This window comes from Hoeflea sp. EC-HK425 (assembly GCF_902498795.1).
GTDB lineage: Bacteria > Pseudomonadota > Alphaproteobacteria > Rhizobiales > Rhizobiaceae > Hoeflea > Hoeflea alexandrii.
The window spans coordinates 555,988-571,026 of record NZ_LR701572.1 but is presented as its reverse complement, the minus strand read 5'-3'; the positions used below and the strand labels follow the sequence as shown (position 1 = coordinate 571,026).

The 15,039-nt window shown below is 63.5% G+C and carries 12 protein-coding genes; all 12 read right to left on the bottom strand.

What is annotated here, in order from left to right:
- Positions 1-4: 4 nt before the first annotated feature.
- Positions 5-1,429 carry a UDP-N-acetylmuramate--L-alanine ligase gene (murC, locus tag SPHINGO391_RS05600; protein ID WP_152007904.1) on the bottom strand — a complete coding sequence of 475 codons (1,425 nt, stop codon included), beginning with the start codon at positions 1,427-1,429 and terminating at the stop codon, positions 5-7.
- Entirely contained in the window at positions 1,426-2,553 is a 1,128-nt protein-coding gene (gene murG, locus SPHINGO391_RS05595) for an undecaprenyldiphospho-muramoylpentapeptide beta-N-acetylglucosaminyltransferase (protein ID WP_152007903.1), read from the bottom strand. The genes murC and murG overlap by 4 nt, the downstream gene beginning before the upstream one ends.
- A 4-nt stretch (positions 2,554-2,557) precedes the next feature.
- On the bottom strand, positions 2,558-3,712 hold the full coding sequence (gene ftsW / locus SPHINGO391_RS05590) for a putative lipid II flippase FtsW (RefSeq protein ID WP_152007902.1): 1,155 nt from the start codon (positions 3,710-3,712) through the stop codon (positions 2,558-2,560).
- The gene (gene murD / locus SPHINGO391_RS05585) at positions 3,705-5,126 is read right to left on the bottom strand and encodes a UDP-N-acetylmuramoyl-L-alanine--D-glutamate ligase (protein WP_152007901.1); all 1,422 of its coding nucleotides are present in this window, start codon (positions 5,124-5,126) and stop codon (positions 3,705-3,707) included. The genes ftsW and murD overlap by 8 nt, the downstream gene beginning before the upstream one ends.
- Positions 5,127-5,129: 3 nt before the next feature.
- A complete protein-coding gene (gene mraY, locus SPHINGO391_RS05580) occupies positions 5,130-6,233 on the bottom strand; it encodes a phospho-N-acetylmuramoyl-pentapeptide-transferase (protein ID WP_152007900.1) in 1,104 nt (367 codons plus the stop codon).
- 20 nt (positions 6,234-6,253) lie between these two features.
- Positions 6,254-7,687 (bottom strand): UDP-N-acetylmuramoylalanyl-D-glutamyl-2,6-diaminopimelate--D-alanyl-D-alanine ligase, encoded by a 1,434-nt coding sequence (locus SPHINGO391_RS05575; protein ID WP_152007899.1) that lies wholly within the window; start codon positions 7,685-7,687, stop codon positions 6,254-6,256.
- Positions 7,684-9,153 (bottom strand): UDP-N-acetylmuramoyl-L-alanyl-D-glutamate--2,6-diaminopimelate ligase, encoded by a 1,470-nt coding sequence (locus SPHINGO391_RS05570; protein ID WP_152007898.1) that lies wholly within the window; start codon positions 9,151-9,153, stop codon positions 7,684-7,686. Before SPHINGO391_RS05570 ends, SPHINGO391_RS05575 begins: the two co-directional genes overlap by 4 nt.
- A 78-nt stretch (positions 9,154-9,231) precedes the next feature.
- Positions 9,232-10,974, bottom strand: coding sequence for a penicillin-binding protein 2 (locus SPHINGO391_RS05565; protein WP_152007897.1), 1,743 nt, complete (start codon positions 10,972-10,974; stop codon positions 9,232-9,234).
- Entirely contained in the window at positions 10,971-11,327 is a 357-nt protein-coding gene (locus SPHINGO391_RS05560; RefSeq protein WP_152007896.1) for a hypothetical protein, read from the bottom strand. The genes SPHINGO391_RS05565 and SPHINGO391_RS05560 overlap by 4 nt, the downstream gene beginning before the upstream one ends.
- A 3-nt stretch (positions 11,328-11,330) precedes the next feature.
- Positions 11,331-12,356, bottom strand: a complete 1,026-nt coding sequence (gene rsmH / locus SPHINGO391_RS05555) for a 16S rRNA (cytosine(1402)-N(4))-methyltransferase RsmH (RefSeq protein ID WP_152007895.1) — start codon at positions 12,354-12,356, stop codon at positions 11,331-11,333.
- A gap of 26 nt (positions 12,357-12,382) precedes the next feature.
- Positions 12,383-12,811 carry a division/cell wall cluster transcriptional repressor MraZ gene (mraZ, locus tag SPHINGO391_RS05550; protein WP_152007894.1) on the bottom strand — a complete coding sequence of 143 codons (429 nt, stop codon included), beginning with the start codon at positions 12,809-12,811 and terminating at the stop codon, positions 12,383-12,385.
- A 450-nt stretch (positions 12,812-13,261) separates the two neighbouring features.
- Positions 13,262-15,016: a TRAP transporter fused permease subunit gene (locus tag SPHINGO391_RS05545; protein WP_152011440.1), complete on the bottom strand. Its 1,755-nt coding sequence runs from the start codon at positions 15,014-15,016 to the stop codon at positions 13,262-13,264.
- Positions 15,017-15,039 lie beyond the last annotated feature (23 nt).

Sequence of the window (15,039 nt, the reverse complement as noted above, 5' to 3'; positions counted from 1 at the left end):
GGCTTCATGCGTTGCTCCCGGACTGGGGCTTGAGCGCATTGAGTTCCTTGGGCAACTGGTTGGCCCACTGGGTGATGGTGCCGGCCCCGAGGCAGACGACATAATCACCTGGCCGGGCGATCTCGGCAACCAGCGGCGCCAGCGCCGCCGGTCCGTCGATCAGCCTTGCATCGCGGTGCCCGCCCGCCTTCATGCTCATCACCAGATGGGCTGAATCAATCCCCTCGATCGGATCCTCGCCGGCCGCATAGACCGGTGCCATGATCACCGTGTTGGCGTCATTGAAGCAGGCGGAAAAGTCATCAAACAGGCTTTCAAGCCGGGTGTAGCGGTGCGGCTGGGCGACGGCAATCACCCGGCCCTGGCAGGCATCGCGGGCAGCCGACAGCACCGCCTTGATCTCGACCGGATGGTGACCGTAGTCGTCGAACACCTCGACCCCGTTCCAGCTTCCGGTATGGGTAAAGCGGCGCTTGACCCCGCCGAACTGCCCGAGCCCCTTGGCGATCTGTTCCGGAGTCAGCCCCAGCTCGCTGGCGACGGCAATCGCGGCGACAGCATTGGAGACATTGTGCTTGCCCGGCATTGGCAGCCTGAGGTCCTTGAGCTCGACAGTCTTGCCGGTCTTGCGGCTGTGGATCACCACGTCGAAGACCGAAACCGGACCATCCATCCGGTGGTTCGAATAGCGCACGTCCGATTGCGGGTTCTCGCCATAGGTGATGACCCGGCGGTCCTCGATGCGGCTGACCAGCGCCTGCACTTCCGGGTGGTCGAGGCACATCACCCCGAAGCCGTAGAACGGCACGTTCTCGACGAATTGCCGGAAAGCGGCGCGCACCGCGTCAAATGTCCCGTAATGATCGAGGTGCTCGGGGTCGATATTGGTGATGACCGCAATGTCGGCGGGCAGCTTGAGGAAGGTGCCGTCGCTCTCGTCGGCCTCCACCACCATCCACTCGCCCTCGCCCATGCGGGCATTGGTGCCGTAGGCATTGATGATGCCGCCATTGATCACGGTCGGATCAAGCCCGCCGGCTTCCAGAAGCGTTGCAACCATCGAGGTGGTCGTGGTCTTGCCGTGGGTGCCGCCGATCGCGATCGCGTTGCGGAAGCGCATCAGTTCAGCCAGCATCTCGGCACGGCGCACCACCGGCAGGAGCCGCTCGCGGGCCGCCATCAGCTCGGGGTTGTTCTTCTTGATGGCGGTCGAAACCACCACCACTTCGGCATCACCCAGGTTGGCGGCCGAATGGCCGATATGCACCTCGATGCCCTTGTCCCTGAGCCGCTGCACATTGGCGCTTTCGGATTGATCCGAGCCCTGAACCTTGTAGCCAAGATTGTTCAGCACTTCGGCGATGCCGCTCATGCCGATGCCGCCGATGCCGATGAAATGCACCAGGCCGATTGTTTGTGGCATCTTCATGCGGGCGGACTCCTGAATTGATCTACACTGACGCCCTCCGCAATAGCTTCTGCCAGATTGGCAAGCAAGCGCGCGGCGTCGGGTTTTCCCGTAGCCTGGGCGGCGGCGGCCGTCGCAGCCAGACCGGCGGGATCTTCCATACGGTCAGCCAGCATGCCCGCGAGAACCTGTGGTGTCAGGTCCGATTGCCTGACGACACTAGCCCCGCCCTTGTCCATCAGCGCCTGCGCATTGGCCGCCTGGTCATGATCGAGCGCATAGGGATAAGGCACGAGAATAGCCGAGCGACCGATGACGGCGATCTCCGAAACGGTGGAAGCACCGGAACGTGAAATCACCAGATGCGCAGCCCCGATACGTGCCGCCATATCGGTAAAGAACGGCGAGACCTCGGCCTCGACCCCCATTTCCTCGAGCCGCGCCCTGACATGCGCCTCGTCCTCGGGCCGGGCCTGCTGGGTGAGTTGCAGCCGCGCCCTGAGCGGCTCGGGCAAGAGCCCGATGGCCGATGGAATGGCATCGGAAAAGAACTGCGCGCCCTGGCTGCCGCCAAACACCACCAGCCGGAACGGCTCGCCATCGACCGAAGGCACATAGGGGATAGCCGCCGCCGCAATCACTTCGGGACGCACAGGATTGCCGGTGATCACCGTCTTGTCCGCATAGCGGCCCTTGCCTTCGGGCAGGAAGCCGCCGGCAATCGCCTTGACCCGCGAGGCCAGCGCCCGGTTGGCGCGCCCCATCACCGCGTTCTGCTCATGCAGCATCGTCGGCAGCCCGGCATTCGATGCCGCAAGCAGCGGCGGGATGGTCGGATAACCCCCAAAACCGATCACCGCGTCGGGCCTGATCTTCCGGATCAGCGCGCCTGCCTCGCGCACACCCTTGAACAGGGTCCACAGCGATTTGATCACCTTGAGCGGGTTCTTCGAGCCGATGGTGGCCGAACGCACGACGTGAATGTCGGAGGCGGGAAACTTGCCGGAGAACCGTTCCGCGCGGCTGTCGGTGACCAGGTGTACCCTGTGCCCGCGCGCGGTCAGTTCGTGCGCCAGCGCCTCGGCCGGAAACAGATGCCCGCCGGTGCCGCCCGCCGACAGCAGAAAAAGCTTGGTCTTGGTCATGATGCTATTCCGCCGCCACGCTCGCCACCGGCCGGTAGATGCCGCGCGGCTGCGCCCGGCTTTCGGGCCTGCGCCGGGTCAGCGCCAGCACGAAGCCTGCGGTCACCGCCACCGCGATCATCGAGGAGCCGCCATAGGAGATCAGGGGCAGCGTCATGCCCTTGGCCGGCAGCAGTTCCAAATTGACGCCGATATTGATGAACGACTGGAACCCGATCAGCAGCGACAGCCCGGCCACCGCCAGGCGGGTAAAGTCATCCTGTTCCTGTCCGGCGCGAATGAGGCCGCGAACGACCACGAAGGCAAACAGGGCCACCAGCACCATGCAGAAGATAATGCCGAATTCCTCGGCCGCGACGGAAAACACGAAGTCGGTGTGGCTGTCGGGCAGGATACGCTTGATCGTGCCTTCGCCCGGCCCCTGGCCCAGCCAGTCTCCACGGATGATGGCTTCGCGCGCCGTATCGACCTGGAAACTGTCGCCTTCGCCGAAGAGAAAGCCGTTGATGCGTTCCGCCACGTGCGGGAACATGAAATAGGCGGAGATGAAGCCTGCAATGGCAAGCCCGCCCAGCAGCACGATCCAAAGCCAGGACATGCCGGCCATGAAAAACATGCCGCCCCAGACAGCGGTGGTCAGCATGGTCTGGCCAAGATCGGGCTGGGCGACGAGAAGTGCGGAAACGATGCCGAACAGGATGATGGCAAACAGGTTGCCCGGGATTTCGGGATGCCGGGACCGCTCCGAGAACAGCCAGGCACAGATCACCACGAAGGCGGGCTTCATGAATTCCGATGGCTGAACCGAGACTCCCAGGATCGACACCCAGCGCCGCGACCCCTTGATCTCGACACCGAAGAACAGTGCCAGGATCATCATCAGGATCGAGCCGACCAGCAGCAGCAAGGCCACCCGGCGCACCTGCCGCGGGCTCATGAACGACACGCCGATCATCACCGCCAGCGCCGGCAGCAGGAAGAAGCCGTGACGTTCGACGAAATGGAAACTGTCGAGCCCGAGCCGCTCGGCCACCGCCGGGCTGGCGGCAAACGACAGCATCAGGCCGATGCCCATCAGCCCGACAAAGGCCGCCAGGAACAGGCGGTCGATGGTCCAGAACCAGTCCGCGACCGGTCCACGTTCGACGCGGCTAACCATGGCGTTCTCCATTGTTTTCAACATCGATGAGCATTTTCGTATCACTCAGCGCTGACACCAGGCTGACGAAGGCATCGCCCCGCACCTCGAAGTTGCGGTACTGGTCGAAGCTGGCACAGGCCGGCGACAGCAGTACTGCGGGCATCTCCGCCGTGTCGGAAGCCGCGTCCCGCGCAGCCGCCGCCACGGCATTTTCCAGCGTATCCGAAATCTCGAAGGGCGCATGCGCACCGATCGTGGCCGCAAACCCGGCCGCCGCCTCGCCGATCAGATAGGCTTTGGCAATGCGCGGGAAAAACGGCTCCAGCGCGGCAATGCCGCCCTCTTTCGGCAACCCGCCGGCAATCCAGTAGATCGGATCGAAGCTTTGCAGGGCCGGAGCGGCAGCTTCGGCATTGGTCGCCTTGGAATCATTGACGAAGATGACCTTGCCGCGCCGGGCAACCGGCTGCATCCGATGCTTGAGCCCGGGAAAGACGGCAAGCCCGGCGCGGATCTCGTTTTCACTCAGTCCAACGGCAAGACAGGCGGCGATCGCTGCCGCGGCGTTTTGGGCATTGTGTGCACCGCGCAGCGTGGCGATGCCGCTCAGGTCGGCAAGATCATGAACCTTGCCACCCCTGGCCAGCTGGATCAGTGAGCCTTGTGCAAACAACCCGTCATCGAGGGGATGATCCTTGGAAACCCGCTCGACACGGCGCTGCTGGCCTTCAAGCCTGTCTGCAATCGCCCGGCACCAGTCGTCGTCAACGCCGATGATTGCCACATCGCTGTGCGCCACCAGCCGCGCCTTGACGTCGGCATAGTGCTGCATCGTGCCATGCCGGTCGAGATGATCCGGCGTCAGGTTGAGCAGAAGCCCGGCACTCGGGTCAAGCGATGGCGCCAGATCGATCTGGTAGGAGGAGCATTCGATGACATGGATGCGCTCCGGCGAAGGCGGGGCCAGCGTCATTACCGCCGTACCGATATTGCCGCCCAGCTGTGCATCGCGGCCGCTATGGGCGATCAGGTGCGCGATCAGCGCCGTGGTGGTGGATTTTCCGTTTGTTCCGGTAATCGCGATGAATGGACTTCCCGGCGCGTGCGCCCGCCGTTCGCGCACGAAGATCTCGACATCGCCGATGATCTCGACGCCATGGCTGCCCGCCAGTTCCGCCGTCCAGTGGGGCTTCGGATGGGTGAGCGGCACGCCGGGCGCCAGCACCAGCGTGTCAACCGACGCCCACTCAAGCTCGCGCAGATCGACGACCGGAATTCCGGCGGCCCTCGCCGCGTCAACCTGGGCCGGATTGTCGTCCCATGCCGAAACATCTGCTCCTCCGGCGGCCAGAGACCTGGCAGTGGCGAGCCCGGAGCCCCCCAGCCCGAAGAGCGCCACGCGTTTGCCGTCAAATGTCGACGCCGGGATCATCGATCACCTCAGCTTCAGCGTCGCGAGACCGATCATCGCCAGCCCGACCGAGATGATCCAGAACCGCACCACCACCTGGCTTTCGGTCCATCCAAGCTTTTCGAAATGGTGGTGGATCGGCGCCATCAGGAACACCCGCTTGCCGGTGAGCTTGAACCAGCCCACCTGAATGATCACCGACAGCGCTTCGATGACGAACAATCCACCGATAATCGCCATGACGATTTCGTGCTTGGTGGCGACCGCGACGGTCCCGATCAGGCCGCCGAGCGCCAGCGAGCCTGTGTCGCCCATGAAGATCGCCGCCGGCGGCGCATTGAACCAGAGAAACCCGAGGCCCGCGCCGATCACCGCGCCAAGGATGACGGCAAGCTCGCCGGTGCCGGGGACGAAATGGATCTGCAGGTAGTTGGCAAACACCGCATTGCCCGCCAGGTAGGCGATGGCGCCGAAGGAGGCGGCGGCGATCATCACCGGCACGATTGCCAGCCCGTCCAGACCGTCAGTCAGGTTCACCGCATTGCCGGCCGCAACGATCACGAACGCGCCAAAGACGATGAAAAACAGGCCCAGGTCCAACAGCAGATCCTTGAAGAACGGGAACGCGATCGAGGATCCGAAGGTCGAGCCGTTGACAGTCGGTGCCGCCATCGAGGCCTGCATGATGAAGAACACCGCCGCTCCTGCGATGATGAACTCGATCCCCAGCCGCGCCTTTCCGGAAAACCCCTTGTCGCTCTGCTTGGTGACCTTGAGATAGTCGTCGTAAAAACCGATCGCGCCAAAGCCGAGTGTCACCAGCAGCGTGGTGACCACATAGACGCTCGAAAGATCCGCCCACAGAAGCGAGGAGCCGACGATGCCGGCCAGGATCATCAACCCGCCCATGGTCGGCGTCCCGGCTTTCAGGAAATGGGTTTGCGGACCATCCGCCCGGATCGGCTGCCCCCTGCCCTGACGCACTTTCAACGAAGCTATGATTCGAGGTCCGAACAGGAACACGATCAGCGCGGAGGTGAACATCGCCCCGCCGGTCCGGAAGGTGATATACCTGAAAAGATTGAAAAACTGGACCTCGTCCGCCAGATCCACCAACCAGATGAGCATGAGTTCGGTCCCCGCGCCGTTTAATCTTGAGTGCTGCTGTCAGACAGCACCGGATAGTTGTCAAGCAATGCCTTAACAATACGGCCGAAGCCGATGCCGAGCGAAGACTTCACCATAACCACATCGCCATCCCGCAAGACCGACTTGAGATAGTCGGCCAGTTCCGTGGCTTCTTCCCTGTAGACGGTCTCGATATTGGTGCCCAGTTCGTCGCGCAGGGCACGCATTTCCGGACCGGCCAGGCAGACCAGGTCCGCGCCGGCTTCGGCCAGCGGCGCGGCCAGCTCACGGTGGACTTGCTCGGAGAACCGCCCCATCTCAAGCATGTCGCCGAGCACCGCGATGCGGCGGCCCCTGAGCCGCACCGGAGAATCGCGCATCAGTTCCAGCGCCGCCCGCATCGAAGCCGGGTTGGCATTGTAGCTTTCATCGATCAGCACGAAGCTGCCGCCGTCAATCTTCAGGGTGTGGCGCGCGCCCCGGCCCTTTTCGGCCGAAAGCCCGGCAAGCGCATGGATCGCCTTGGCCAGGTTTGCGCCCGCAAGCTGCACCGCTCCAAGCACCGCCAGCGCGTTCTGCACCTGATGCCGTCCGGGCGCGCCGATCTTGACCGCAACTTCATCCGGTCCGATCCGTGCGGTGATTGTCGAACAGTCAGGCAACAGCTTGCATTTGAGCAGCCGGTAGTCTGCCTTGGCGTTTTCCCCGAAACTCAGAACGTTCCCGACACCCAGTTCTCCGGCGCGCTTTTTCAGCCAGCCATACTTCTCGTTGTCGCGATTGAGAAGCACATGACCGTCTTCCACCACGCCTTCCATGATCTCGGACTTTGCCGCCGCGATTTCCGTCAGGTTCTTGAAATTGCCCAGGTGCGCCGCGGCAATGGTGGTGATGATGGCAATATGCGGTCTGACCATCTTGACCAGCGGACGGATCTCGTCGGGATGGTTCATGCCGATCTCGAACACGCCATAGGCCGTGTCCGCAGGCATCCGCGCCAGTGTCAGGGGAACGCCCCAGTGGTTGTTGAACGACGCCGCAGACGCGTGAACCGCGCCGCTGGGCTCGAGCGCATGGCGCAGCATCTCCTTGCTGGAAGTCTTGCCCACCGATCCGGTCACCGCGATGATCCTGGCTTCCGACCGCTCCCGGGCGGCGCGTCCGAGGTCTTCGAGCGCGGCCAGAACATCCTTGACCACGATCATCGGTGCGGTCAGCCGGCCGAGCGCCGGCAGTTTGGATTCCGACACGACGAGCAGGCTGGCCCCGTTGGCCACCGCCACACTGGCGAAATCATGACCGTCAAAACGGTCGCCCTTGATGGCGAAAAAGGCGTCGCCCTCACCCACGGTCCGGCTGTCGATGGAAATGCCCGTCACGCCATCCGGCACAGCGCCGACCGGACGCCCGTCCATGGCTTCGATCATCTCTTGCGCGGTCCACAGCAGGGTCATGCCTTGAGTTCCTCCAGTGCCTTGCGGATTTCGATATGGTCTGAAAAGGGCAGCACTTTCTCGCCGATGGTCTGTCCTTCTTCGTGCCCCTTACCCGCGACAATCAGCGTGTCGCCGGCGTTGAGCATGCCGACCGCCTGACGGATCGCCGCCGCCCGGTCGCCGATCTCGGTCGCGCCTTGAGCCGCAGCCATGATCTCGGCGCGGATGGCCGCAGGGTCTTCAGAGCGCGGATTGTCATCGGTGACGATCACCACGTCGGCGAGTCGCGTCGCGATTTCGCCCATGATTGGCCGCTTGCCGCGGTCGCGGTCGCCGCCGCAACCGAATACGACGATCACCCGGCCGGTGGTAAACGGCCGCACAGCCTCCAGCACGTTTTCCAGCGCTTCGGGCTTGTGGGCATAATCGACATAGGCGGGCGCCCCCTTCGACGTCGTGCCCACCAGTTCGAGCCGGCCCGATGCCCCGCTCAGATGGTGCAGCGCCGCCATCGCCTGGTCTGCTGACGTGCCGCTGGCAATCGCCATGCCGGCCGCAACCAGCGCATTGGCAACCTGGAAATCGCCCGCCAGCGGCAGGTGGACCTCGAAGATCCGCCCGTCCATGTGAACTTCGGCAATCTGCTTGTCGCGCAGGTGCTCAACCCGCTTGAGGCTCAGAAAACCGCCCTTGCGGCCAACGGTCAGCACGCGGGCACCTGCCCTTTCGGCAACCTCGACAGCCTTCGGAGACCAGCGGTCGTCAGCGAAGATCACCGCCGGCGCACCTTTGGGAAGCAGCGTGTCGAACAGGCGCATTTTTGCCGCCATGTAGTCGTCCATGGTCGGGTGATAGTCCATGTGATCACGGCCCAGATTGGTGAAGCCGGCAACGCTCAGTGCCACACCGTCGAGCCGGCGTTGATCGAGCCCGTGGCTCGAGGCCTCCATCGCCGCATGGGTCACACCTTCGCTGGCCAACTCGGCCAGCAAACGGTGCAGCGCCACCGGGTCCGGGGTCGTCAGCGTGCCGTATTCGGTACGATCGGGCGCTGTCACGCCGGTGGTGCCGAGCATGGCAGCCTGCTCGCCGGCATGGGCCCAGATCTGCCGGAGGAAGGAGGCGACCGACGTTTTTCCAGCCGTGCCGGTCACCGCCGCCATGACACGCGGCTGCGGACCGAAGAAGGCGGCCGCCATCCGCGCCAGCGCCTGTCTCGGATCCTCGGCCCTCAGCACCGGCACGCCGATATCCGGGAGCTCCGAGCTCAGGCCCGCGACAACAGCCACGGCGCCTCGGGAGACAGCCTGCACGGCAAACCGCGCACCGTCGGTCTTCACGCCCGCCAGCGCAAAGAACAGGTTTCCCGGTTCGACCATGCGGCTGTCGGCTGTCAGCCCGGTAACCGGAAGCTCGGTATCGGCGGTCTGCGAAGCGACGACAGATCCGGGTGGCAGGGCGGAGATCAGGGCGGACAGTTTCATAAAGTGCTATGGTCTTTCATTGCTGCGGCGGAACCCGGAATATAGGACAAGCAAACGCCCTGCCCGCCACTTGTGTTTTCAGTATGACAGGGACAAAGCCTGCATATCATTTCCAAAACGCGGCCTGACACCCAGAAATGCAGCCGAGCGACGAATGATTGCGCCAACCGTTGGAGCCGCATTCAGACCGGCAGTGGCCGAACGCATCCCCTCTTCCGGTTTCGGCTCATCGATCACCACCAGTACAACATACTCCGGATTATCGATCGGGAAGGCAGAAAGGAAGGCATTGAAGCGAACAGCCGACGAATAACGGCCATCAACCACCTTTTCGGCCGTTCCGGTCTTGCCGCCGACGCGGAAGCCGTCAACAGCTGCACGCGAGCCGGACCCGCCCGTTCCCTTGGTTGCGTTGAGTTTCATCAGGTAGCGCATGTTCTGACTGGTCGAGGGCTCGATCACCGGGACCGCGACTGTTGCGGCTTGCTCGGCGGTACGCGGCAGGAAGGTCGGTTCGATCAGCTTGCCGCCGTTCATCAGTGCTGCCGCGGCAACCGCTGTCTGCAGTGGCGTGGTCGAAACCCCGTGGCCGAAGGAAATCGTGATCGAGTTGATCTTCTTCCACTCCGCCGGCTGGTTCGGCATTGCCACTTCCGGCAACTCGGTCTGCATCCGGGTCAAAAGCCCCAGCCGGGTGAGAAACTCCTTGTGGCCGTCGATACCGACGAGATCCGCCATCCGGGCAGTGCCGATATTGGACGAATAGATGAAGATCTCCGGCACGCTGAGGATGCGGTTCTTGCCGTGGAAATCCTTGATGGTGAAGCCGCCGATGCGGATCGCGCCGCGGGCATCGAAGGAATCCGACATCTTCACCAGGCCTGAATCGAGCGCCATGGCCGTCGTGAAGGCCTTGAACGTCGAGCCCATCTCGTAGGTGCCCGCCGACATCCGGTTGAGCCGGTCCTTCTGCAGCGCTTCGACCGGGTTGTTCGGATCATAATCGGGCAGCGACGACATGCCGATGACTTCGCCGGTGTTCACGTTGAGCACCACCCCTGCCGCCGCAATCGCCTTGTAACGGTCCATTGCCGCGGCAAGCTCGTCGCGCAGCACGTGCTGGACTCTGAGATCGAGTGACAGGCGCACCGGCTTGAGATCCTCGTTGACCGTCAGCCCCGCCGCCGCCAGGTCACCAAGCCCTTGTCCGTCGACATATTTTTCCATGCCGGCGATGCCCTTGTTGTCGATATTGACGTGACCGACGACATGCGAGGCGGTCGGGCCTCCCGGATAGAAACGCCGTGTTTCAGGTCGGAATCCGATGCCGGGAATACCAAGCGCCAGGATCTGGCTCTGCTGCTTCGGCGTCAGCTGACGACGCAACCACTGGAACCGGGAATTCGATGAGAGTTTGCGGTGGATGCCGCGCATGTCGAGATCCGGCAGCACCGTGGCCAATAGCTCGATGGCCTCGTCCGGGTCGACGATCTTGTTGGGCTCGGCAAACAGCGACACGGTGCGAATGTCGGTGGCCAACACCTCGCCATTGCGGTCGAGCAGGTCCGGCCGCGAAATCAGCAGCTGGTCTGCGCGCGATATCGAGGAGACGGTTTCCGGGGACCGCATCCCGTATTGTACAAGCCGCGCCCCGATAGCCGTGTAGAACAGGCCGAAACAGGCGATGGCGATGATAATGCGGTTCTTCGCCTGGGCGCCTTGTGCCTTGCGCACACCGTCAAATTCCAGCGGCGTCTGGCTTCGGCCCGCCGGCTTGCTGGCTGCCCTTTTTCCCGAAAGGAGTGTCCCCAGTTTTCTCATGGCTGCACCGACCCCGTTGTCAATTCCGCATCTGCGACACCTTCGGCGATCTGCGGTTCGAAATCGCTTGCCCGCCCGGGCAATTCATCACGCTCCGCCATCTGCTCGGGCGCGATCGGCTTGAGACCGAGCTCTGCCTCGAATGCCGTGGAAAGCTTCTGAAGCCGCGACGGCTGATTGAGCAGGCTCCAGTCGGCTTCAAGCAGATCAATGGTTTCTTCCTGCAGCTTTATCTCGGCCTGCAGCTCTCGCACTTCGGCCAGCTTCTCTTCCGCTGCATGCTTGATCTGGTAGGTGATTGTGGCGGCGGCGACCATCGCCACGACAAGCACCACGTCGAGCGTTCTCAGCATGGTTCAGCCTCCGAGCGCCGCGAGCGCGGCCAGGTTGGGGACGGGAAGAATATCGGCGTCGGCTTTGCCCGCAGGTGCGCCGGTGCGCGAACCTGCCCTGAGCTTGGCCGACCGTGAGCGTGGATTGGCGTCGCACTCCGCCTCCCCGGCTGTCACCGGCTGCTTGCCGATCAGTGTGAATGTGGATTGCCGCTCTGCCACCATCGGCAAATGGCGCGAGCCCGACGCCTTGCCGGCCCGGTCCTGGAAGAACCGCTTGACGATCCGGTCCTCGAGCGAATGGAAGCTCACCACCACCAGCCGCCCGCCCGGCTTGAGTGCCCGCTCGGCGGCAAACAGCGTCCGCGCCAGTTCACCAAGCTCGTCGTTGACATAGGTCCGAAGCGCCTGAAACACGCGTGTGGCCGGATGGATCTTGTCCTGCGGTCGCCGTGGCGAAACCTTCTCGATCAGTCCGGCCAGCTGCCGCGTCGTCTCGAAGGGCGCCCTCTGCCGCTCCGCCTCGATCGCCCGCGAGATCCGTCCCGCATGCCGTTCTTCGCCCAGAATGCCGAAGATACGGGTCATGTCGGAGGGCTTGGCCCGGTTGACCACGTCGGCGGCGCTGACGCCCGATTGCCCCATCCGCATGTCGAGCGGCCCGTCGCGCATGAAGGAGAACCCGCGCTCGGCCTCGTCGATCTGCATCGAGGACACGCCAATATCGAGCACCACGCCGTCAAGGCTTGCCTCCGCGACATGATCGAGCAGTTCGGAAAATCGTGCATGGATGAGCTTGAGCTTGCCGCCCGAAGCCTCGACCATCGCAGCACCCGCGGCAATCGCATCCGGATCACGGTCAAAGGCAACGACATCCGCCCCGGCCTCGAGGATGGCGGCGGTATAGCCGCCGGCCCCGAAGGTGCCATCGACAATGGTTTCGCCGGAGGCCGGTTCCAGGGCTGTCAGGACTTCCTGGAGAAGAACCGGAATGTGGCGAACAGGTCCGCCTTGGACGTCAGTTTCACCGTCGCCCATGTCCGCCACCATTCCGTTTCTCCATCCGTTGCGGACGGTCAGGAAATGGCCGTCCGTTCTTTCCGGGCCCGCGACTGCATTTCCTCGAATGCCGCCGGCTCCCAGAGCTGAAAATGATCCCCCCGCCCCGCGAACGTCACCCTGTCGGTGATGCCCGTGAAATCGCGGATGAAATCCGTCACCAGAAGCCGACCCTCGCCATCGAGCTTCATGAACACCCCGCCGCCGTGAATAAGCAGCGACATCTTGTTGGCTTCCGCAGAGAACGGGTCCGCCGATCCGATCATCCGCTCGAAGCGTTCGAGCACTTCCGGCCCGGCCATCGAGACCGCCGGAAACACGAAATCCTGCCAGGCGTAGAGCTCTTCCACCGCCGAGCGCGCCAGCACAGCACGGAACATCGATGGCACGGAAACCCGCCCCTTCGCGTCGATCCTGTTTGTCGCATTCGACAGGAACCGGTTCATGACTCTGTACCGCCGCTTCCGCCTGTTGGCCCCACTCCATCGATCCCCCGGTTGGGCACCGCTCATCCGCGCACAGGACTTCCAGGGCGGCGAACACCGCCTTCACGGATTCCGCCTGGAACCGCAGTCCGGATTGGGATGAAACGGCGGATGCCCGCCTGCTGATCTTGGGCATTTGGGATACCATGGGCCACTATGGGCGTCAATGGGAACCACCCCCATCAGGCGCACGAGTTTGCGCCATTAATATCCTGTCAAGATTAACGAAGGGTTAGGAATGATGGACAGAGTGTGAATGCAAAACGAGCCGGGAAGCCGCCTTTCCAGGCTCGAAATACTCCACTGCAGGTGCTTTCAACACATCGAAACCGTCGAGACAGGCGAAGCAGCCGGGAGCGCCTCGATCATATCCACTTTGTTTGCGAAGGCCCGAAAGCAGGCAGGCGAGTTTCAGCCGAGCATCACCGGACCAAACAACACCGCAAATCCCGCCAAACCAAGCGCCGCACGGCGCAACGGCGTGAACACGCCGATCAACGCGTAGGAGATCAGCGCCAGCCCCAGTCCGATCTGCACCAGTGCCAGGATGGCCGCAAGCGGCTCGGTCGCAAGACCCATGATCGCCGGGTTGGCAACCATCGTCAGCGGAATGATGTAGAGACCGAGGCCGAGACTCATGGCGGTGACCGCGACCTTCAGCCAGTTCTCGCCGATCATGCCGGCGGCAATGAAGACTGCGCCGCAGACCGGCGGCGTTATCGTCGACAGCAGCGCGAACCAGAACACGAACAGATGCGCTTGCAAGGGTTCAAGCCCCAGCTTGGTCAGCGCCGGACCGGCTACCGACACACAGATCACGTAGGCCGCCGTCGTCGGCACCTCCATTCCGAGCACCAGGCAGGCAAGCGCCGTCAAGAGCAGCGACGGCCACAGCATGCCGCCCGAGGCCGACAGGATCAGCGAGGTGATCTTCACCCCCAGGCCGGTGATCGACAGCACGCCGATGATGATCGAGGCGCACAGGATGATCGCCGCAATCATCGACACCTGTCGGGCCGCCGTGATCACCGCGTTTTCCATCCGGAAGAGGATTCTGCGGATATCCAGCACGCCGTCAGCATGGAAGAACAGCATTGCGAAGCCGACGAGGATGGCCAGGCAGGCGGCATATTGAGGCGTGTACCGGGCTGCGAACATGCCCCACATCAGCACCGCGAAAGGAATAGCAAAAAACGCCGAGGTGATGATCACCGCGCGCAGATCCGGGCGGTCTTCCCTGGCCAGCCCTGCCAGCTCATAGCGGCTGGCATAGCCGTTGATGCCGATCCAGACGGCGAAGAAATACAGAAACGCCGGCAGCAGCGCCGCCGCCATGATCGCCGTGTAGGGAACGCCGGTGAGTTCGACCATGACGAAGGCGCCCGCCCCCATCAGCGGCGGCATGATTTGCCCGCCCGACGACGCCACTGCCTCCACCGCTGCCGCAAGCCGTTTCGGGTAACCGAGCCTGGTCATTGCCGGCAGCGTGATCGCACCGGTCGAGGCAACATTGGCCGACGCCGAACCGGAGATCGAGCCGAACAGCGCAGACGAAATCACCGACACCTTGGCCGCCCCGCCCTTGAGCCGGCCGGCCGCGGCCGAGGCGATGTTCATGAAGCCCTGGCCCGCCTCACCGGCATTGAGCACCGCCCCGAAGATCACGAAGATCGCCACGACACTGACCGACACCCCGGCGAGGCTGCCCCAGATGCCGCCCTCGGCAATGGTCAGCGTGCCGAGAAAACTCGCAAGCGGCGTGCCGGAATGGCCGAATTCTCCCGGTATATGCTGTCCGAAAAGGCCGTAGATGAGCGCCAGCAACGCCACCGTCGGCAGCGGCCAGCTGATCGCCCGGCGCGCTGCCTCCAGCACCACCAGGAGCAGCACGATGGCGATACCAGTCTGCACATCACCTTCGAGAAACCCGTATTGGTCGCCCAGTTCCGAGTGATTCCATGCCACCCAGAGACTTGCCGCCATCCCCAGCCCGCAAAAGGCGGCACCGCTTGCCCGGTAAGCCCGGCTGCCTTCCACGAACAGGAAGATCCAAGGCAGCGCCAGCGCCAGGTGCAGCGGCCGGCTGACCAGGTTCGGCACCAGCCCCCAGAAGATCAGCCCGAGATGAAACACCACCAGGCACACGGCGCTGGCAATCATGGCCATTCGCATCCGACAGGCTCCCGGTT

Bases quoted from the DNA above. Each gene is read 5' to 3' on its own strand.
- murC (WP_152007904.1), bottom strand. From the start codon at position 1,429: ATGAAGATGCCACAAACAATCGGCCTGGTGCATTTCATCGGCATCGGC.
- murG (WP_152007903.1), bottom strand. From the start codon at position 2,553: ATGACCAAGACCAAGCTTTTTCTGCTGTCGGCGGGCGGCACCGGCGGG.
- ftsW (WP_152007902.1), bottom strand. From the start codon at position 3,712: ATGGTTAGCCGCGTCGAACGTGGACCGGTCGCGGACTGGTTCTGGACC.
- murD (WP_152007901.1), bottom strand. From the start codon at position 5,126: ATGATCCCGGCGTCGACATTTGACGGCAAACGCGTGGCGCTCTTCGGG.
- mraY (WP_152007900.1), bottom strand. From the start codon at position 6,233: ATGCTCATCTGGTTGGTGGATCTGGCGGACGAGGTCCAGTTTTTCAAT.
- SPHINGO391_RS05575 (WP_152007899.1), bottom strand. From the start codon at position 7,687: ATGACCCTGCTGTGGACCGCGCAAGAGATGATCGAAGCCATGGACGGG.
- SPHINGO391_RS05570 (WP_152007898.1), bottom strand. From the start codon at position 9,153: ATGAAACTGTCCGCCCTGATCTCCGCCCTGCCACCCGGATCTGTCGTC.
- SPHINGO391_RS05565 (WP_152007897.1), bottom strand. From the start codon at position 10,974: ATGAGAAAACTGGGGACACTCCTTTCGGGAAAAAGGGCAGCCAGCAAG.
- SPHINGO391_RS05560 (WP_152007896.1), bottom strand. From the start codon at position 11,327: ATGCTGAGAACGCTCGACGTGGTGCTTGTCGTGGCGATGGTCGCCGCC.
- rsmH (WP_152007895.1), bottom strand. From the start codon at position 12,356: ATGGTGGCGGACATGGGCGACGGTGAAACTGACGTCCAAGGCGGACCT.
- mraZ (WP_152007894.1), bottom strand. From the start codon at position 12,811: ATGAACCGGTTCCTGTCGAATGCGACAAACAGGATCGACGCGAAGGGG.
- SPHINGO391_RS05545 (WP_152011440.1), bottom strand. From the start codon at position 15,016: ATGGCCATGATTGCCAGCGCCGTGTGCCTGGTGGTGTTTCATCTCGGG.